Source organism: Streptomyces sp. NPDC050418, assembly GCF_044458745.1.
In the GTDB taxonomy this organism is placed as follows: Bacteria; Actinomycetota; Actinomycetes; order Streptomycetales; family Streptomycetaceae; genus Streptomyces.
The window spans coordinates 241,308-258,907 of record NZ_JBITIG010000004.1 but is presented as its reverse complement, the minus strand read 5'-3'; the positions used below and the strand labels follow the sequence as shown (position 1 = coordinate 258,907).

At 70.7% G+C, this 17,600-nt stretch carries 15 protein-coding genes; 10 read left to right on the top strand and 5 right to left on the bottom strand.

All coding sequences use genetic code 11. From position 1 onward, the window contains the following. Positions 1-32 precede the first annotated feature (32 nt). The 3 genes from ACIBI4_RS11395 to ACIBI4_RS11385 all read left to right on the top strand — a co-directional run bounded on the left by ACIBI4_RS11395 (position 33) and on the right by ACIBI4_RS11385 (position 3,096). Entirely contained in the window at positions 33-758 is a 726-nt protein-coding gene (locus tag ACIBI4_RS11395) for a FadR/GntR family transcriptional regulator (RefSeq protein ID WP_399203477.1), read from the top strand. 141 nt (positions 759-899) lie between these two features. After that, positions 900-2,351 carry an ethanolamine permease gene (gene eat / locus ACIBI4_RS11390; protein WP_399203476.1) on the top strand — a complete coding sequence of 484 codons (1,452 nt, stop codon included), beginning with the start codon at positions 900-902 and terminating at the stop codon, positions 2,349-2,351. 55 nt (positions 2,352-2,406) lie between these two features. Beyond that, positions 2,407-3,096, top strand: coding sequence for a gamma-glutamyl-gamma-aminobutyrate hydrolase family protein (locus ACIBI4_RS11385; RefSeq protein ID WP_399203475.1), 690 nt, complete (start codon positions 2,407-2,409; stop codon positions 3,094-3,096). Between the two features lie 16 nt (positions 3,097-3,112). On the opposite strand, the gene ACIBI4_RS11380 is transcribed toward ACIBI4_RS11385, so the two are convergent. Continuing rightward, on the bottom strand, positions 3,113-4,057 hold the full coding sequence (locus ACIBI4_RS11380; RefSeq protein WP_399203474.1) for a LysR family transcriptional regulator: 945 nt from the start codon (positions 4,055-4,057) through the stop codon (positions 3,113-3,115). A gap of 70 nt (positions 4,058-4,127) precedes the next feature. On the opposite strand from ACIBI4_RS11380, the gene ACIBI4_RS11375 reads away from it, so the two are divergent. Further along, positions 4,128-5,243, top strand: a complete 1,116-nt coding sequence (locus ACIBI4_RS11375) for a TDT family transporter (protein WP_399203473.1) — start codon at positions 4,128-4,130, stop codon at positions 5,241-5,243. 15 nt (positions 5,244-5,258) lie between these two features. On the opposite strand, the gene ACIBI4_RS11370 is transcribed toward ACIBI4_RS11375, so the two are convergent. The 4 genes from ACIBI4_RS11370 to ACIBI4_RS11355 all read right to left on the bottom strand — a co-directional run bounded on the left by ACIBI4_RS11370 (position 5,259) and on the right by ACIBI4_RS11355 (position 10,799). Next, a complete protein-coding gene (locus ACIBI4_RS11370; RefSeq protein ID WP_399203472.1) occupies positions 5,259-5,804 on the bottom strand; it encodes a helix-turn-helix domain-containing protein in 546 nt (181 codons plus the stop codon). 165 nt (positions 5,805-5,969) lie between these two features. Continuing rightward, positions 5,970-6,962, bottom strand: a complete 993-nt coding sequence (locus ACIBI4_RS11365) for a hypothetical protein (RefSeq protein ID WP_399203471.1) — start codon at positions 6,960-6,962, stop codon at positions 5,970-5,972. A 110-nt stretch (positions 6,963-7,072) separates the two neighbouring features. Beyond that, the gene (locus tag ACIBI4_RS11360; protein WP_399203470.1) at positions 7,073-9,697 is read right to left on the bottom strand and encodes an ABC transporter permease/substrate binding protein; all 2,625 of its coding nucleotides are present in this window, start codon (positions 9,695-9,697) and stop codon (positions 7,073-7,075) included. Continuing rightward, on the bottom strand, positions 9,690-10,799 hold the full coding sequence (locus ACIBI4_RS11355) for a glycine betaine/L-proline ABC transporter ATP-binding protein (protein WP_399203469.1): 1,110 nt from the start codon (positions 10,797-10,799) through the stop codon (positions 9,690-9,692). The genes ACIBI4_RS11360 and ACIBI4_RS11355 overlap by 8 nt, the downstream gene beginning before the upstream one ends. Before the next feature lie 256 nt (positions 10,800-11,055). On the opposite strand from ACIBI4_RS11355, the gene ACIBI4_RS11350 reads away from it, so the two are divergent. The 6 genes from ACIBI4_RS11350 (at position 11,056) to ACIBI4_RS11325 (ending at position 17,592) form a co-directional block, all read left to right on the top strand. Continuing rightward, the gene (locus ACIBI4_RS11350; protein WP_399203467.1) at positions 11,056-11,997 is read left to right on the top strand and encodes a 5'-3' exonuclease H3TH domain-containing protein; all 942 of its coding nucleotides are present in this window, start codon (positions 11,056-11,058) and stop codon (positions 11,995-11,997) included. A 126-nt stretch (positions 11,998-12,123) separates the two neighbouring features. Next, positions 12,124-12,975 (top strand): siderophore-interacting protein, encoded by an 852-nt coding sequence (locus ACIBI4_RS11345; protein WP_399203466.1) that lies wholly within the window; start codon positions 12,124-12,126, stop codon positions 12,973-12,975. 295 nt (positions 12,976-13,270) lie between these two features. After that, complete coding sequence (locus ACIBI4_RS11340) at positions 13,271-14,761, top strand: NCS1 family nucleobase:cation symporter-1 (protein WP_399203775.1); 1,491 nt, start codon at positions 13,271-13,273, stop codon at positions 14,759-14,761. Positions 14,762-14,848: 87 nt separating this feature from the next. After that, on the top strand, positions 14,849-15,571 hold the full coding sequence (locus ACIBI4_RS11335) for an aspartate/glutamate racemase family protein (protein ID WP_399203465.1): 723 nt from the start codon (positions 14,849-14,851) through the stop codon (positions 15,569-15,571). A gap of 111 nt (positions 15,572-15,682) precedes the next feature. Continuing rightward, positions 15,683-16,633, top strand: a complete 951-nt coding sequence (locus tag ACIBI4_RS11330; RefSeq protein ID WP_399203464.1) for an ADP-ribosylglycohydrolase family protein — start codon at positions 15,683-15,685, stop codon at positions 16,631-16,633. After that, a complete protein-coding gene (locus ACIBI4_RS11325; protein ID WP_399203463.1) occupies positions 16,630-17,592 on the top strand; it encodes a pseudouridine synthase in 963 nt (320 codons plus the stop codon). Before ACIBI4_RS11330 ends, ACIBI4_RS11325 begins: the two co-directional genes overlap by 4 nt. Positions 17,593-17,600: the final 8 nt, after the last annotated feature.

Sequence of the window (17,600 nt, the reverse complement as noted above, 5' to 3'; positions counted from 1 at the left end):
CAGACCATTCCTTGGGAAGGGGGAAACGGCCGATGACGACAGCCGAACGGATGGACCGGCTCGCGCGCGTCCTGCGTCCGGTGCGGGCCGGCAACGGCTTCGAGGAGGCGCTGGAGCAGATCCTCCAGGTCATACGCCTGGAGCTGGTCGCGGCCGGTGAACGGCTGCCCGCCGAGCGCGAGTTGGCCGAGGCGCTCGGGATCAGCCGGGTGACGTTGCGCGAGGTACTGCGGGTCCTGCAGGACGAAGGTCTGGTCGAGAGCAGGCGCGGGCGGTACGGCGGCACGTTCGTGCGAGCCCGGCCCGACGCGACCGGCGAGGCGGAGCTGCGGCGGCGCCTGAAGGACGTGGACGTCGAGGACGTGCTGCGCTTCCGCGAGGTCCTGGAGACCGGCGCCGCCGAACTGTGCGCGGCACGGCCGCTCACCAAGAAGCAGAAGCAGCACCTGAGTTCGGCACTGACCGCCACGCACGACGCGCCGCTCGGCGACTACCGCCGCCGCGACACCCTGCTGCACCTCACGCTGGCCGAGCTGTCCGGCTCCCCGTCCCTCACCGCGCACTACGCGGCCGTACGCGCACAGGTCAACGACCTCCTCGACTGCATCCCCCTTCTCGTGCGGAACCTGGAGCACTCACAGGCGCAGCACACGGCGCTCGTGCAGGCCGTGCTCGACGGCGATCCCGACCGGGCGCGGGCCGCGATGCGGGAGCACTGCGCGGGGACGGCGGCGCTGCTCCGCGGATTCCTCGCCTGAGCGGCGAAATGTCCTCTGCGCCCGGCATGCGCGGCGCCGCAACTGGAAAGTAACGCAAGGGACTTGCGCCGCGCGCGGACGCACCGCAATGGTATGCACTCGCTCCATTGAAGCCACCGGCCCTGAGCGGGGAGCCCTGCGATGACCCAAGCACGCCCGGAGAGCGGCACGACACCGACTCCCGAGGACGACGACTACCTCAAGCGGCGCGCCTTGCAGCGCGGCAGCGCCGGCTGGCTGCTGCTCACCGGCCTCGGGGTGGCCTATGTCGTCTCGGGCGACTTCTCGGGCTGGAACTTCGGCCTGGCGGAAGGCGGATTCGGCGGACTCGCCATCGCCACGGTCCTGATGGGCCTGATGTACGTCTGCATGGTCTTCTCGCTCGCCGAGCTCTCCTCCATCCTGCCGACGGCAGGCGGCGGCTACGGCTTCGCGCGCCGGGCGCTCGGCCCGCTGGGCGGCTTCCTCACCGGTACGGCGATCCTCATCGAGTACGTCCTGGCGCCCGCCGCGATCTCCATCTTCATCGGCGACTACGTCGAGTCGCTCGGCCTGTTCGGCCTGGAGTCCGGCTGGCCGGTCTACCTCGCCTGCTTCATCATCTTCATCGGCATCCACCTGTGGGGCGTCGGCGAGGCGCTGCGCTTCAGCTTCGTCGTCACCGGGATCGCCGTGACCGCGCTGCTGATCTTCGCGGTCGGCGCGTTCACGGAGTTCGACGCGTCCGGGCTCAACGACATCAAGGTCGACACCGAGGCCTTCGGCGCCAACTCGTGGCTGCCGTTCGGACTGCTCGGCATCTGGGCCGCGTTCCCGTTCGGCATGTGGTTCTTCCTCGGGGTCGAGGGCGTGCCGCTGGCCGCCGAGGAGACCCGCGAACCGGCCCGTACGCTGCCCAAGGCGATCCGCTGGTCGATGGCGATCCTCGTGGTCCTGGCCCTGCTCACCTTCTTCGCCTCGGCCGGAGCGCGCGGCTCGGCCGCCATCCAGGAGGCGGGCAATCCGCTGGTGGAGGCGCTGCAGCCGGACGGCGAGGCGACCACGCTCAGCCGGATCATCAACTACGCGGGCCTCGCCGGCCTGGTGGCCTCCTTCTTCTCGCTCATCTACGCGGGCTCGCGCCAGCTCTTCGCGCTCTCCCGCGCCGGCTATCTGCCCCGTTTCCTCTCCCTGACCAGCAGCCGCAAGGCGCCCTACCTCGGGCTGCTCGTGCCCGGCGCGATCGGCTTCGCGCTCGCGGCCGGCAGCGGCGACGGCGCACGGATGCTGAACATCGCGGTCTTCGGCGCGACCATCTCGTACGCCCTGATGTCCCTCTCGCACATCGTCCTGCGCCGCCGCGAGCCGGACCTCGAACGCCCCTACCGCACGCCCGGCGGCGTCTGGACCTCGGGCGTCGCCCTGGCGCTCTCGCTCTCCGCGCTCGTCGCGACCTTCCTGGTCGATGTGACCGCGGCCTTCATCGCCCTGATCGTCTACGTGGTCGCCATCGCGTACTTCGGGATCTACAGCCGCCACCACCTGGTGGCGAAGGCGCCCGAGGAGGAGTTCGCTGCGCTGGCCGAGGCGGAGGCCGAGCTGAAGCGCGAGTAGGGGGCACAGTGGGAGGTGACGCGTTGGGGTTCCTGTCCGGCATGGAGGGTGACGGGTGAGCAGCAGGCCGCTGATCGGGGTCAGTACGTATCTGGAGTCCAAGGCCCGCTGGGGCGTGTGGGAGCTGGACGCGGCCCTGCTGCCCGTCGGCTATCCCCGGCTCGTGCAGGACGCGGGCGGGATCGCGGTGATGCTGCCGCCGGACGACCCGGCACAGGCGGCGTCCGTCGTGTCACGGCTCGACGGCGTGGTGATCGCCGGTGGTCCGGATGTCGAGCCCGTACGGTACGGGGCCGAGGTCCACCCGAGGACCGGGCCGCCCGCGCGGGAACGCGACGCGTGGGAACTGGCCCTGATCCAGGCGGCGTTGGCGTCCGGCACCCCGCTGCTCGGCATCTGCCGCGGGATGCAGCTCCTCAACGTGGCCCTGGGCGGCACGCTGGTGCAGCATCTGGACGGGCACACGGGCGGGACCGGCTCCTTCGGAGCGCACCCGGTCGAGCCGGTCCCGGACACGCTGCTGGCCTCGCTCGTACCGGACAAGGACACCGTCCCGACGTACCACCACCAGGCCGTCGACCGGCTCGGCGAGGGCCTGCTCGTGTCCGCCCGCGCGGAGGACGGCACCGTGGAGGCGGTCGAACGGCCCGGACCGGGCTGGGTGCTCGGTGTGCAGTGGCATCCGGAGATGGGGACGGATCTGCGGGTGATGCGGGGGTTGATCGACGCGAGCTCGGGGAGCTGACCTGGGCGCGCCCGGCTCACCCCGAGCGCGTCAGCCCCAGCAGATCGCGTGCGGGGCCCGCGGGCCGGTGGCCGGTGCGCCACACCGCCCGCAGCGCCCGGTCGAGCCCGATCTCCGCGACCGGTACCGCCACCAGCCGCCGCGCCCCCAGCTCCTCCCCCACCGCGAGCTCGCTGAGCACCGAGGGACCCGCCCCGCTCACCACCGCCGCCTTCACGGCGGTGGTGGACGCCAGCTCCAGCAACGGTTCGGCGAGCCCGCCGACCGAATCCAGCGCGGCGTCGAGCACCTGCCGGGTGCCCGAGCCGTGCTCCCGCAGGATCAAGGGCGTACGGGCCAGCTCCTCGGCCGCGAGCGGCCCCCTGCGCCGGGCCCACGGGTGCGTGGGCGCGACGACCACGACGAGCCGGTCGCGGGCGACGACCACGTCCGTCAGGCCGGACGGCAGCGCGAGCCCTTCGACGAAGCCGAGGTCGACCTCGCCGGCGAGCAGCCGCTCCGCCACGAACTGCGAGTTCCCGGCGAGCAGTTGGACCGCGGTGCCCGGCCGCTCGTGCCGCAGCGCGATCAGCCAGCCGGGCAGCAGATACTCGGCGATCGTCATGCTCGCCGCCACCCGCAGCCGCCGGTCCCGCCCGTCCCGCAGCGCCTGCGCCCCCGCGTCGAAAGCCTCGGCGGCCTCGACGATCCGCCGCGCCCAGTCCGTGACCAGCGCGCCCGCGGGGGTCAGCTTCGAGCCGCGCGGCGACCGGTCGACCAGCGCGACACCGAGCTGGCGCTCCATCGCCCGCACCCGGCTGCTGGCCGCGGGCTGGGTGATCCCGAGTTCACGGGCCGCACGGCCGAGGCTGCCGAGCCGCGCCACGGCGATGAGCAGCTGCAGCGCCCCCAGGTCGGGTACCCGATGGGCGAGCCGTTCGGCCGTGACCTGCTCCTGACCTGCGCCTGTGCTCGTACCCATAACGGCAGCTTATGCCCACATAGCGGCACAAGGTCTGGTGGGGTGCCTGGGACTGAAGGAGGCTGAGGGCATGGCGTCGCATTCGAGTTCCCGAGCCCTGTTCCGCACCGCGGCCCGCACCCGGCCGCGGGCGTCGGTGCGCCATCTCGGGCCGAACTGGTACGCCGCCGTGATGGGCACCGCGATCGTCGCGTCCGCGGGTGCCACCCTCCCGCATCCTGTCCCGAGGGCGCTGACCGTGGCCGTCTGGGCCGTCGCCACGACCGCGCTCGCCGTGCTGCTCGGCGCGCGGGCGGTGCACTGGGGCCGCCACCGCGACCAGGCCCGCTCGCATCTGCTCGACCCGGCGGTCGCCCCCTTCTACGGCTGTCTGTCGATGGCGCTGCTCGCGGTGGGCGGTGCCACGCTGCTCGTCGGCAAGGACGTGATCGGTGAGCGGGCGGCGATCGGCGTGGACGCGCTGCTGTTCGTCGCGGGCACCCTGGTGGGTCTGGCGGCCGCCGCGGCCGTCCCGTATCTGATGGTGGCCCGGCACCGCATCGCACTGGACGAGGCGAGCCCCGTGTGGCTGCTGCCCGTGGTCGCCCCGATGGTCTCGGCGGCGCAGGGTCCGGCGCTGCTGCCGCATCTGCCGCGGGGGCAGTGGCAGGAGGCGATGCTGCTCGGCAGCTACGCGATGTTCGGGCTCAGTCTGATCGCGGCGTTCGTGATGCTGCCGCTGATCTTCGGCCGGCTGGTGGTGCACGGTCCGCTGCCGCTCGCCCTCACCCCGACGCTGTTCCTGGTCCTCGGACCGCTCGGCCAGTCGACGACCGCGGTGAACGCGCTCGCGGACGTGGCGCCCGACGCGATCAGCGCCGCCTACGCCTCGGCGTTCAACGCGTTCGCCGTGGTCTACGGGGTGCCGGCGATGGGCTTCGCTCTGCTGTGGTTCGCGCTCGCCGCGGCGCTCGTGGTGCGGGCGCTTCGGGCGGGCATGGGTTTCGCGATGACGTGGTGGGGCTTCACGTTCCCTGTCGGCACATGCGTCACCGGGGCCTCGGGGCTCGCCCGGCACACCGGGCTGCACGCGTACGAGTGGCTGGCGGTCGGGCTCTACGCGTTCCTCGTGGCGGCCGTCGTGACCGCCGCGTTCCACACGGTGCGCGGGTTGCTCACCGGGCGGCTGCTGACGCCTGCGCGCTGACACCCGGCCGTGGCGCTACTCGTGCTCGGCCTTGATGTGCTCGGCCACCGCGACCACCAGGACGCGGGTGTCGGGCACCGCGGCCCGCCAGCGGTGGGGCACGCCGCCGGAGAGGAAGAGCGTGTCGCCGCGGGCGAGGCGGTAGGCGCGGCCGTCGGCCTCGACCTCGACGGCGCCCTCGGCCACGTACATCAACTCGTCGTTGCGGTGGCGGAATTCACGGCCCGAGTCGTGGTCGCCGACGAATTCGAGGGCGTGCAGCTGGTGCTTGCCGTGGACCAGCTCGCGGATCTCCGTCTCCTCGTCGGTGGGCGCCGCGCGCACCACCTCGACGATGCGCTCCGCGTCGGCGGCCGACAGGAGTTCGACGGCCGTGGTGCCGAGGGCGTCGGCGACCCGTTCGAGGGAGGCGCTGCTGGGCCGCGCCCGCTCGTTCTCGATCTGGCTGAGGAAGGGAACGGACAGTCCGCTGCGGCCGGAGACCGCGGCCAGGGTGAGGCCGAGCGCCCTGCGCCGTCGCCGGATGGCCGAGCCGACCCGTCCGGAGAATTTGTCGTCCATGCCGGCCCCCCTCGCTTCGCGTGCGGTCGGTTCGCTGTTCCCAGCACCCTACGCAAGGGCAGCCGCCGGTGCCCTGTCAACTGGTCTGCTCGTACTTCAAGCATCCCGCACCCGGGTCGGGCCCGGTAGTTCGGCCCGGCGGTTCGGCCCGTACGGGGCCGGTGCTCAGCCGGCGAGCGAGCGCCAGAACAGCATCTGGCCCGCCTCGCCGTCCGCGGCGCCTTCGGAGGGTATGAACGCGCTCACCAGGAGCGACGGTTCGCCGTCGGGTGCGGTGAGCAGGGAGACGGAGGGGTTGGCGAGCGCGGTGGAGCCGCCGTGGGTGCGGATGCTCAGGAGGTCGGCGCGGCGCAGCCGCGGGTCGTAGACGTACGTGCGCCAGCTCGCGAAGTCGTCCCGGAGCCGCTGCCCTTCGATGAGGACGAGGTCGCGGCCGTCGAGCCGCACGGGCGAGCGGTCGCCGATGTTGCCGCCGCTGCCCCAGGCCCGCAGGGCGGTGTCGAGCGCGGTGTCGGGCTCGGCGTGCCAGGTGGTGAAGTCGGTGAGCGTGGCCCGCAGTTGGCGGTCGACGTCGCAGCCGGAGCGGTAGTGGCCGGTCAGCTCGATGGTGTCGCCGCGGACCGCGGTGATCGACGGGGTGCCCTCGGCGCAGCGCGACAGGGTGAGCGGGGCGTCGAAGGAGCGGCGGGCGTTCCCGGTGAGCAGGTCGTCGAGGTCTGCGTAGCCCCGTATCGCCATGTGGTTGCGCGGATCGCGCTCGAAGGCGAGCAGCCAGCCGCCCGCCGGGTCCCTGGCGAGGGTGGCCTGGTGGGTGCCGGGTCCGAAGTCGTGGCGGCGGGTCCAGGTCGTGAGGTCGGTGGAGGTGGCGACGGCCGCGTGGAAGCGGCCGTCGTCGAGGACCGTGTGGTAGACGGCGAGATAGGTGCCGTCATCGGCCTGGCGGATCTCGGCGGCGTCCATGGTGCGGCCGGTGTCGTCGCGCAGCCCGTAGGCGGATCCGTCGGCCTCGCGTGCGTCGCCCGCCAGTTCGGCGAGGCGGCCGGCGGCGGCGGAGACAGGGGCGGCGTCCGCGCGGCCGACCTGGAGCAGGGCCACGACGAGGGCGAGGGCCAGGACGACGGCGGCGCTCAGCGGGACGGCGCGGCGGGACGGGGACACGAAGTCCGAGGGTAAGGAACGGATAAGCCGGGCGGAACGCACCGAGGGGTGGGGTTCACCACAGCGTGCGGTGAACCCCACCCCTCCATGAGGTGCGTCGGTCCGTGGGACTACTTCACGGGCGCGAACTTGTCGAGCAGCTCCGGATGCGCGTCGAGCCAGCGACGGGCGGACTCCTTCTGCTTCTTGGGGTCGCCCTTCTGGATCTCGACCTCCAGGGAGGCGAGCTCTTCCTCGGTCATCTTGAAGTTCTTCAGCCAGCCGTTCAGCTCGGGGAAGTCCTTCGCGAAGTCCTTCTTGCCCACGATGTGGATCTGCTCGCCCTCGCCCCAGGCCTTCTTCGGGTCCTGGAGCTTCTTCAGGTCGTACTTGCCGTACGCCCAGTGCGGCGACCAGAGCGTCACCACGACCGGCTCCTTCTTCTTGATGGAGCGGTCGAGCTCGGCCAGCATCGACGACGTGCTGGACGAGACGACCTCGTACTCGCCGTCCAGGCCGTACTCCTTGAGCACCTTCTCGTCGAGGGCCTTCATCATCCCGGCGCTGGCCTCGATGCCGATGATCTTGCCCTTGAACTTCTTGCCCTGGCCCTTGAGGTCCTCGAGCGAGTCGATGCCCTTCACGTACGAGGGCACGGTCAGCTCCAGCGAGGTCGGGCCGTACCAGGACCCGATGTCCGTGAGTTTGTCCTTGTACTGGTCGACGTAGTCCTTGTGGGTCGTCGGCAGCCACGAGTCGAACTGGACGTCCCGCTGACCCTGCGCGAGCGCGGTGTAGAGCGGGCCCGGGTCGAGCAGCTTGTTCGTGGTCTTGTAGCCGCGGTCCTCCAGGATGTTCTCCCAGAGGTACGTGGACGCGATGGCCTCGTCCCACGGGAAGTAGCCGAGGTTCACGGTCTTGCCGGCGTCACGGCCCTGCTTCTTCGCGCCGCCGCCGGGCACCGGGGCGAGCTGGTCGACCAGGTCGGGGTGCTTCTTCAGCCAGGTCTGCACGCCCTGCTGCTCGTTCTTCTCACCGGCCGCCTTGATGTCGTTCTCCAGGCTGGTGAGCTGGTCCTCGGTGAGCTTGAAGTCCTTCAGCCACTTCGCGACCGTCGGGTCCTTCTTCGAGAAGCCCTTGTGGGCGACGGTGTGGATCTGCTCGCCCTTGCCCCAGGCCTTCTTCGGGTCCTGGAGCTTCTTCAGGTCGTACTTGCCGTACGCCCAGTGCGGCGACCAGAGGGTCACCACGACCGGCTCCTTCTTCTTGATGGAGCGGTCGAGCTCGGCCAGCATCGAGGCGGTCGAGGACGAGACGACCTTGTACTCGCCGTCCAGGCCGTACTCCTTGAGGACCTTCTCGTCGAGGGTCTTCATCATCCCGGCGCTGGCCTCGATGCCGATGATCTTGCCCTTGAACTTCTTGCCCTGGCCCTTGAGGTCCTCGAGCGAGTCGATGCCCTTCACGTACGAGGGCACGGTCAGCTCCAGGGACGTCGGGCCGTACCAGGAGCCGAGGTCCTCGAGGTTCTCGGCGTTCTTGTCCCAGAAGTCCTTGTGCGTCGTGGGCAGCCACGAGTCCGTCTGGAAGTCGATGTCGCCGCGGGCGACGCCGGAGTAGAGGGCGCCCGGGTCGAGCTGCTTGACGTCCGTCTCGTACCCGCGCTGCTCCAGGAGCTCCTTCCACAGGAACGTGGAGGCGATGCCCTCGTCCCAGGGGATGTAGCCCATGTTGATCTTCTTGCCCTTGCCGATGTCGGCGGCGGCGGTCTGCTGAGCCGGGTCGTCCTTCGAACCGGCGATGTTCATGCCGCCCGCGATCAGCGCGAGCACGACCACGCCGACGGTGGCGACGGCGGTGGCGGGCTTGTAGTGGACGAACTTCAGCCGGCCCGCGGCGGCCGCGGCCTTCGCGGCGGCACGGCGGCCGAGCGGCGAGACGCGCTGGTTGAGGGCGCCGGTCATCCGGTCCAGGTACATGGCGAGGATGACCACGGAGACACCGGACTCGGCGGCGAGGCCGACCTGGAGCTGGGTGATCGCGGCGTACACCTGCTCGCCGAGACCGTCCGCACCCGCCATGCCGCCGATGACGACCATCGACAGGGCGAGCATGATGACCTGGTTGATACCGGCCATGATCGTCGGCAGTGCGAGCGGCAGCTGCACCCGCATGAGGGTGTGCTTGGGGCTGGTGCCGAAGGCCTCGGCGGCCTCGACAAGTTCGCCGTCGACCTGGCGGATGCCCAGCTCGGTCATGCGGACGCCGGGCGGCATCGCGAAGACGATGGTGGCGATGACGCCGGGCGTGACACCGACGCCGAAGAACATGACGCCGGGGATCAGGTACACGAACGCCGGCATGGTCTGCATGACGTCGAGCACCGGCCGGATCAGACCGCTGACCCGCTTGTTCTTCGCGGCCCAGATGCCGAGCGGCACGGCCAGGGCGACCGTGATCACCGCGGCGACGATCACCAGCGACAGGGTCGCCATCGCGTCGTCCCACAGACCGAGCGCGTCGATCAGGGCGAAGCCCGCGAAGGCGAGGACGCCGGGCAGCAGTCCGCGCAGCCAGCAGGCGATGACGGCGAAGATACCGGCGACGAGCAGCGGCTCACCGCCGCCCAGTACGGAGTCGACGCCCTGGTACAGGCCGTCGAGCACACCGTTGACGAAGTCGAAGAGCCACGCGAGGTGGGTCTGCAGCCAGGCGACCGCGTCCTCCACCCAGGAGCCGAAATCGAGCCTAGGCACCGGCCTTCACCGCCTTCGCGGTCTCGCGCGGGGACGGGATGGTGTCCCGCACCTCCGTGCTCGCGGGCGCTGCCTCGACGGACGCCTCGTCCGCGAGCGCGGCGAGCACCTTCTCGCGGGCGACGACACCGATGAGATCGCCGTCGTCGTCGGTGACGGGGATCTCGGTGGAGCCCTCGGCGAGCGCGGCGAACAGTTCCGCGACCGGGGTCTCGGCGCTGCAGGAGCCCTCGTCCTCGTCGAACGCGGCGTCGGCGGCGGCCTTCTCCATGATCGAGCCGGCGGTGAGCACCCGGCTGCGGTCGACGTCCTCGACGAAGCGGCGCACATAGTCGTTGGCGGGCCGGACGAGGATGTCCTCGCCGGTGCCGGTCTGGACGATGCGGCCGTCGCGCATGACGGCGATCTGGTCGCCCAGGCGCATGGCCTCGTTGAGGTCGTGGGTGATGAAGACGATGGTCTTCTTCAGGGTCTTCTGCAGTTCGAGCAGCTGGTCCTGCATGTCACGGCGGATCAGCGGGTCGAGCGCGCTGAACGACTCGTCCATGAGCAGCAGGTCGGCGTCGGTGGCGAGCGCGCGGGCCAGGCCCACACGCTGCTGCATGCCGCCGGAGAGCTCGTCGGGCCAGGACTTCTCCCAGCCCTTGAGGCCGCACAGTTCGAGCGCTTCGGTGGCGCGCTTGAGGCGCTCCTCCTTGGCGACGCCCTGTACTTCGAGGCCGTACGCGGCGTTCTCGAGGACGCTGCGGTGCGGGAAGAGGGCGAAGTGCTGGAAGACCATGCTGATCTTGCTGGAGCGGACTTCGCGCAGCTTCTTCGCGCTGATGTGGGTGATGTCGTCCCCGTCGAAGAGGACCCGCCCGGAGGTGGGCTCCAGGAGTCCGTTGAGCATCCGCAGGAGCGTGGACTTTCCGGAGCCGGAGAGACCCATCACGACGAAGATCTGACCCGGCTCCACGGTGAACGAGGCGTCGATCACCGCTGCCGTGGTGCCTTCGGCACGCAGTTCGTCGCGGTCGGCGCCTGCTTCGAGCCGGCCTACCGCGTCATCGGGCCTTCTGCCGAACACCTTGTACAGGTGCTCCGCCTGGAGCCTGGACATAAAACCTCATCTGTCGTACGTGGACGGCCCGCCTCCCCCGCCGGGCAGGCCGTGGAGCCGCGCGGGGTCCGCCCGCGACCCGGCGAGAACTGGTTGTATCCAGCACGGGTCTGCTCCGCGTGCGCGCCTGCCCCAGCCCACGCCACGACAAACGGAAAGTGATCCGCTTCACATTCTGTTGAAGTTGATGTCGTAGTTGATGTCGTAGAGGGGCGGTCGGGCCGACGACGGCCCGTTGTCGGCGGGGTGCGGCATGATGCGGGATGTGACGCAAACCCGACGGCTCATGCTTCTCGACACCGCCTCTCTCTACTTCCGCGCCTACTTCGGCGTGCCGGAGTCGATGAGGGCCCCGGACGGCACCCCGGTGAACGCCGTGCGCGGGCTGATCGACTTCATCGACCGCCTGGTCAAGGACCACCGGCCGGACGACCTCGTCGCATGCTGGGACGACGACTGGCGCCCGCAGTGGCGCGTCGATCTCATCCCCTCGTACAAGGCACATCGCGTCGCCGAGGAGACGGAGACCGGGCCGGACGAGGAGGAGATCCCCGACACCCTCTCCCCGCAGGTCCCGGTGATCGTCGATGTCCTGGAGGCGCTGGGCATCGCCCGGATCGGGGCGCCGGGCTACGAGGCGGACGACGTCATCGGCACGCTGACGGCCCGCGCCGCCGGCCCGGTCGACATCGTCACGGGCGACCGCGACCTCTACCAGCTGGTCGACGACAAGCGCGGCATCCGCGTCCTGTATCCGATCAAGGGCGTGGGGAATCTGCAGCTCACCGACGAGGCGTGGCTGGCGGAGAAGTACGGGATCAGCAGCGGCGGCCCGGGCTACGCCGACCTGGCACTGCTGCGGGGCGACCCGAGCGACGGGCTGCCGGGCGTGCCCGGCGTCGGCGAGAAGACCGCGGCCAAGCTCCTCAACGAGTACGGCGACCTGGCGGGGATCATGGCCGCCGTCGACGATCCGCGTTCCAAGCTCACGCCGTCGCAGCGCAAGAAGCTCGACGAGTCGCGGCCGTACGTCGCGGTGGCGCCGAAGGTGATCCAGGTGGCGACGGACGTTCCCGTCCCCGACATCGACCTCGCCCTTCCGAGCGAGCCGCGCGACCCGGCGTCGCTCGACGAGCTGGCGGAGCGGTGGGGCATCGGGACGCCCTTGAAGCGGCTGGTGACGACGCTGGCGGGCTGAGTACGAGCGGGACGGGTGGGTCGGCGCGGCGGGCCGGGGGTCGCGCTGCGCGGTACCCCTCTCCTCTTCCTCGATCACCGGTGTTAACTTAGGCAGACCTAAGTACGCCGATCAGGGGAGGCTGCCGTGGCGGAACGTCCGGCGCGCAAGGCACCGCAGACCCATCTCGCGGAGGTCGTCCGCAGCGAGCGGCTCACCCCGCACATGCAGCGCGTGGTGCTGGGCGGCGAGGGACTAGCCCGGTTCACGGCCGGCGAGTTCACCGACCATTACGTCAAGCTCCTGTTCACCCCCGAGGGCGTGGACTATCCGGAGCCCTTCGACATCCAGGCGATCCGCGCCGAGCGGCCGCGCGACCAGTGGCCCGTGACACGGACGTACACCGTGCGCGCCTGGGAGCCGGAGATGCGCGAGCTCACCGTCGACTTCGTGATCCACGGGGACGAGGGGCTCGCCGGGCCGTGGGCGCGGAACGCGCGCCCCGGCGACACGATCCGCTTCCTCGGCCCGGGCGGCGCGTACGCACCGTCGCCGACCGCGGACTGGCACCTCCTCGCGGGCGACGAGAGCGCGCTGCCCGCCATCGCCGTGGCGCTGGAGCAACTGCCCGACGGGACGCGGGCGTTCGCGTACGTCGAGGTCGAGGACTCGGCCGAGGAGCAGAAGGTGTCGACGGCCGCCTCCGCCGGCATCACGTATCTCCACCGCTCCGGCCGCCCGGTCGGCGAGGCCCTGGTCGAGGCCGTCCGCACCCTCGACTTCCCCGAGGGCGAGCTGCACGCGTTCGTGCACGGCGAGGCCGGCTTCGTGAAGGAGCTGCGCCGCCATCTGCGGATCGACCGGGGCGTGGCGCGCGAGCAGCTGTCGATCTCCGGGTACTGGCGCCTCGGCCACAACGAGGACGGCTGGCAGGCGTCCAAGCGCGACTGGAACGCCCAGGTCGAGGCGGAGCAGGAAGAGGCACCCGCCGCCTCCTGACCTCCCGAACCACCCCGCGATCCACCCCATCGGCACACCGCCGGTGGGGTGTTTTCGTGCTCCCACACGCTCCGGCGAGGGTGCTCACCGTCGCCGAATTTGGGATACCGAACTGCGTATACGCCTCCCCGACCCCTGGATCAATGTGAACTGTCTCACCCGCTGATCGTCGCCCGGAAACCCTTGACCATGCCGTACACACGCCCGTAGCGTCCCCGTCACCCCTCCTTGGAAATCAGATTTCGTATACCGAAATCAAAGAAAGGTGGCCGGAGTGACCACAACGGAGAACCTGGTGCGGACCGACAGGGCGGCAGTGCCCGGTTCGGGTACCGCGCCGACGGTCCCGAGCTCCCGGCTCTACAGCCCTGACCTCGCCCCCACGCAGAAGGCGGGCCGCAGTTGGGGTGGCTACAACGTCTTCACGCTCTGGGCCAACGACGTGCACAGCCTCGGCAACTACGCCTTCGCGATCGGTCTGTTCGCGCTCGGCATGGGCGTCTGGGACATCCTGGGCGCGTTCGTGCTCGCGTCCGTCTTCCTCTTCGTGCTCCTGAGCCTCTCCGGCTACATGGGCTCGAAGACGGGCGTCCCGTTCCCCGTGATGAGCCGGATCGCCTTCGGTGTGCGCGGCGCGCAGGTCCCCGCGGTGATCCGCGGCGGCGTGGCCATCGCATGGTTCGGCATCCAGACGTACCTCGCCTCCGTGGTCCTCTCCGCCCTCGCGGTGGCGGTGGCGCCCGGCCTCGCCTCCTGGCAGGACACCTCGGTCCTTGGCCTCGATCTGCTCGGCTGGGCCTCCTTCGTGGTCCTGTGGGTCATCCAGGTGCTGATCGTCAGCTACGGCATGGACGTCATCCGCAAGTACGTGGCCATCGCGGCGCCCGCCGTCCTGATCACGTTCGTGGCGCTCGCCGTGTGGATGCTGTGGCGCGTCGACTGGTCGATCGCGATGGACGCCGGCAGCCCGTTCACCGGCGCCGACCGCTGGCTGCACATCCTCGAGGCGGCCGCGCTGTGGGTCGTCATCTACGGCACGTTCGTGCTCAACTTCTGCGACTTCACACGCTCCGCCAAGAACAACCGGTCGATCCTGATGGGCAACCTCATCGGCATCCCCGTGAACATGCTGTTCTTCGCCGGCATCGTCGTCGTCCTCAGCGGTGCGCAGTTCAAGCTCGACGGCAAGGTCATCTCGAACCCCGCCGAGATCGTGCAGGCGATCCCCAACACGCTGCTCCTCGTGCTGGCCTCGCTCTCGCTCATCGTGCTGACCGTGGCGGTCAACCTGATGGCCAACTTCGTGGCCCCGGTGTACACGCTGGTCAACCTGTTCCCGCGCAAGCTGGACTTCCGCAAGGCGGCCGTGGTCAGCGCCGTGCTCGGCCTGGTCATCCTGCCGTGGAACCTCTACAACAGCCCGGTCGTCGTCGACTACTTCCTCGGCGGACTCGGCGCCCTCCTCGGCCCGGCCTTCGGCATCGTGATGGCCGACTACTGGCTGCTGCGCCGCACCCGCGTGCACGTCCCGCACCTGTACAGCGAGGACCCCGAGGCCACGTACGCCTACAACCGCGGCATCAACCCGCGCGCCATCGGGGCCCTCGTCCCGTCCGCGGCGGTCGCCGTCGTCATCGCGCTCGTCCCGTACTTCTCGGGCATCGCCGGCTTCTCCTGGTTCATCGGCGCGATCCTCGCCGGTGTGCTCTACCTCGTCCTGCCCGGACGCGGTGCGGCGCCCACGGAGGACATCGACGGCGAGGAAATCGCGGTCCCGAGCGCGTAACCGCTGCTCATCCCCCTTCTCACTTCGCACTCACTCCACCGCTGTCACTGCACCGCACTGAACCCATCAGGAACCAGGACCACCCATATGCGCATCCTCGTCGTCAACGTCAACACCACGGATTCGATGACGAAGACCATCGGCGAACAGGCGATGGCCGCAGCCGCCCCCGGCACCGAGATCGTGCCGCTGACCCCCGCGTTCGGCGCGGACTCGGTCGAGGGCAACTACGAGAGCCACCTCGCGGCCATCGCCGTGATGGAGACCGTCCGGGCCTACCCCGAGCCCTTCGACGCCGTCATCCAGGCGGGGTACGGCGAGCACGGCCGCGAGGGCCTGCAGGAACTCCTCGACGTGCCGGTCGTCGACATCACCGAGGCGGCGGCCACCACCGCGCAGTTCCTCGGCCGCAGCTACTCGGTGGTGACGACGCTCGACCGCGCCGTGCCGCTCATCGAGGACCGTCTGCTCCTGGCGGGCCTCTCCGCCCGCTGCGCCTCGGTGCGCGCCAGCGGGATGCCGGTCCTGGAACTGGAGCGCGACCCCGAGGCCGCCGTCGAGGCGATCGTCGAGGAGGCGGTCCGCGCGGTCGAGCAGGACCGCGCCGAGGTGATCTGCCTGGGCTGCGGCGGCATGGCGGGTCTGACGGAACGCGTCGTGGAACGCACGGGCGTCCCGGTCGTGGACGGCGTCGCGGCAGCGGTCACGATCGCGGAGTCCCTGGTCCGCCTGGGCCTGAAGACCTCCAAGGTCCGCACCTTCGCACCGCCGCGCCCGAAGCACTTCCGTGCGTGGCCGATGGCCGTCTGACCACTCCGGCCGAAGGCCCTCTTCTCGCCAACGCCGCAGCGCCTGCCTGGATGGTCCCGGGTGGGTGCTGCGGCGTACTGGTGGGGATGGGGCGCCGCATACGCTGACGCCATGAAGCGCACGGAACGCGAGGTCGGAACGGTGCTCGGCTCGGCGGTCGGCGACGCACTGGGCGCACCGTTCGAGTTCGGCGAGCCCGGCGACTTCGGCCGAAGGTTCCCCGACGGATACGGCGCCATGTGCGGGGGCGGCGGCTGGGATGCCGGTGAGGCGACCGACGATACGCAGATGGCCGTCCTGGTCGGTGAGTCGCTGCTCGACCATGGCGGGCTGCGACTCCCCGACGTCTTCGCCCGGTTCCAGCGCTGGGCTGCGGGTGAGCCCAAGGACATCGGACTGCAGACCGAGGACGTGCTCACCGGCGGCCGGCCATGGGACATGGCCGCGGCCCTGCACTTCCAGATCAATCTGCGGGCCGCGGGCAACGGTTCGCTGATGCGGGCGAGCACCTCCGCGGTGCACTTCGCCTCCGCCGGCCGCACCGTGACCATGGACGCCGCCCGCCGGATCGCGGCCCTCACCCACGGCGACCGCGCGGCCTGGGAAGGCACCGCCGTCCTGCACGAACTGATCAGGGTCGCCCTCGACGGCGACGATCCGCTCACCGCGCTGCCGTCCGCTCTGGCCGAGATCACGCCCGACCACCGTGAACGCTGGGCCACGGCCCTTGCCGACAACTGGCACCCCGACGACGCCACCGAGTTCAACGGTGCGGTCTGGCCATGCCTCGGCTCCGCCGTGTGGGCCCTGCGCACCACCTCGAGTTTCGAGGAAGCGGTCGCCGCCGCCGTCGACCTCGGGGGCGACACCGACACCGTCGCCGCGGTCACCGGCATGCTCGCGGGCGCCGTGTACGGCGCGGGCGCCATCCCGGCGCGCTGGACCGAGCCCTTGCACGTACCGCTGCCCGGCTATGGAACCCGCGTCCTGTACGCCGCCGACCTGGCGGAACTCGCCCTGCGACTCGCCGCGCTCCCGCCTCGTACGCTGGACACACCATGACCCGCAGGCCACGCTCCCTCCGTTCCCCCCTTCCCCAGCGCGACGGCATCGACGCCGTGCGGTTGCGGTTGCCCGTGGGCGGGGGCTGGGGGACGGTCCGGGAGCATCTGGTGGAGCGGCTGGCTCCCGGGGCCGAGGTGATCGACGGGATGCTCTCGGCCGGGGAGTTCGTGACCGTGGACGGGCCCGTGGCGCCTGATGCTCCGTATGTGGGCGGGCAGTTGATCTGGTTCCACCGGGAGCTCGCGCCCGAGGTGACGGTGCCGTTTCCGATCGAGGTGCTGTACCGCGACGAGCATCTGGTCGTCGTCGACAAGCCGCACTTCCTGGCCACCACTCCACGCGGCTCGCACGTCACCGAGACCGCGCTGGCCCGGCTCCGCCGCGAACTGCAACTCCCGGAGCTGAGCGCCGCGCACCGCCTGGACCGGCTGACGGCCGGGGTCGTGATGTTCGTCGTACGGCCCCAGGAGCGCGGGCGATACCAGGGCCTGTTCGGGGACAAGGCGATCAAGAAGGTGTACGAGGCGGTGGCACCGTACGACGCGGAGCTGGAGCTGCCGCGTACGGTGCGCAGCCGGATCGAGAAAGTGCGCGGGGTGATCGCGGCGAGCGAGGTTCCGGGGGACGTCAACGCTGAGACGCAGATCGAGCTCCTCGACCACCGGCCGGCGGCGGAACACGGCGGCCCGCTCGGCCGGTACCGCCTGCGTCCCGCCACCGGTCGCACCCACCAACTGCGCGTCCACATGAACGCATTGGGCCTGCCGCTGCTCGGTGACCCGGTGTACCCGACGGTCCTCCCCCAGCCCGCAGCCGACGACTTCACCCGGCCCCTGCAACTCCTCGCCACCACCTTGGTGTTCACCGACCCCGTCACGGGCCGGGAGCACCGGTTCACGAGCCGGCGGTCGTTGCGGGCGTGGGATGCATATGGGGAGTGGGCGCGCGGCGAGTGAAGGTGAGG

What these genes read in the sequence shown, in the direction of transcription:
- ACIBI4_RS11335 (WP_399203465.1), top strand. Translation starts at nt 14,849, where the DNA reads ATGCGCATCCTCGTCGTCAACGTCAACACCACGGATTCGATGACGAAG.
- ACIBI4_RS11370 (WP_399203472.1), bottom strand. Translation starts at nt 5,804, where the DNA reads ATGGACGACAAATTCTCCGGACGGGTCGGCTCGGCCATCCGGCGACGG.
- ACIBI4_RS11350 (WP_399203467.1), top strand. Translation starts at nt 11,056, where the DNA reads ATGCGGGATGTGACGCAAACCCGACGGCTCATGCTTCTCGACACCGCC.
- ACIBI4_RS11395 (WP_399203477.1), top strand. Translation starts at nt 33, where the DNA reads ATGACGACAGCCGAACGGATGGACCGGCTCGCGCGCGTCCTGCGTCCG.
- eat (WP_399203476.1), top strand. Translation starts at nt 900, where the DNA reads ATGACCCAAGCACGCCCGGAGAGCGGCACGACACCGACTCCCGAGGAC.
- ACIBI4_RS11355 (WP_399203469.1), bottom strand. Translation starts at nt 10,799, where the DNA reads ATGTCCAGGCTCCAGGCGGAGCACCTGTACAAGGTGTTCGGCAGAAGG.
- ACIBI4_RS11330 (WP_399203464.1), top strand. Translation starts at nt 15,683, where the DNA reads ATGAAGCGCACGGAACGCGAGGTCGGAACGGTGCTCGGCTCGGCGGTC.
- ACIBI4_RS11375 (WP_399203473.1), top strand. Translation starts at nt 4,128, where the DNA reads ATGGCGTCGCATTCGAGTTCCCGAGCCCTGTTCCGCACCGCGGCCCGC.
- ACIBI4_RS11325 (WP_399203463.1), top strand. Translation starts at nt 16,630, where the DNA reads ATGACCCGCAGGCCACGCTCCCTCCGTTCCCCCCTTCCCCAGCGCGAC.
- ACIBI4_RS11380 (WP_399203474.1), bottom strand. Translation starts at nt 4,057, where the DNA reads ATGGGTACGAGCACAGGCGCAGGTCAGGAGCAGGTCACGGCCGAACGG.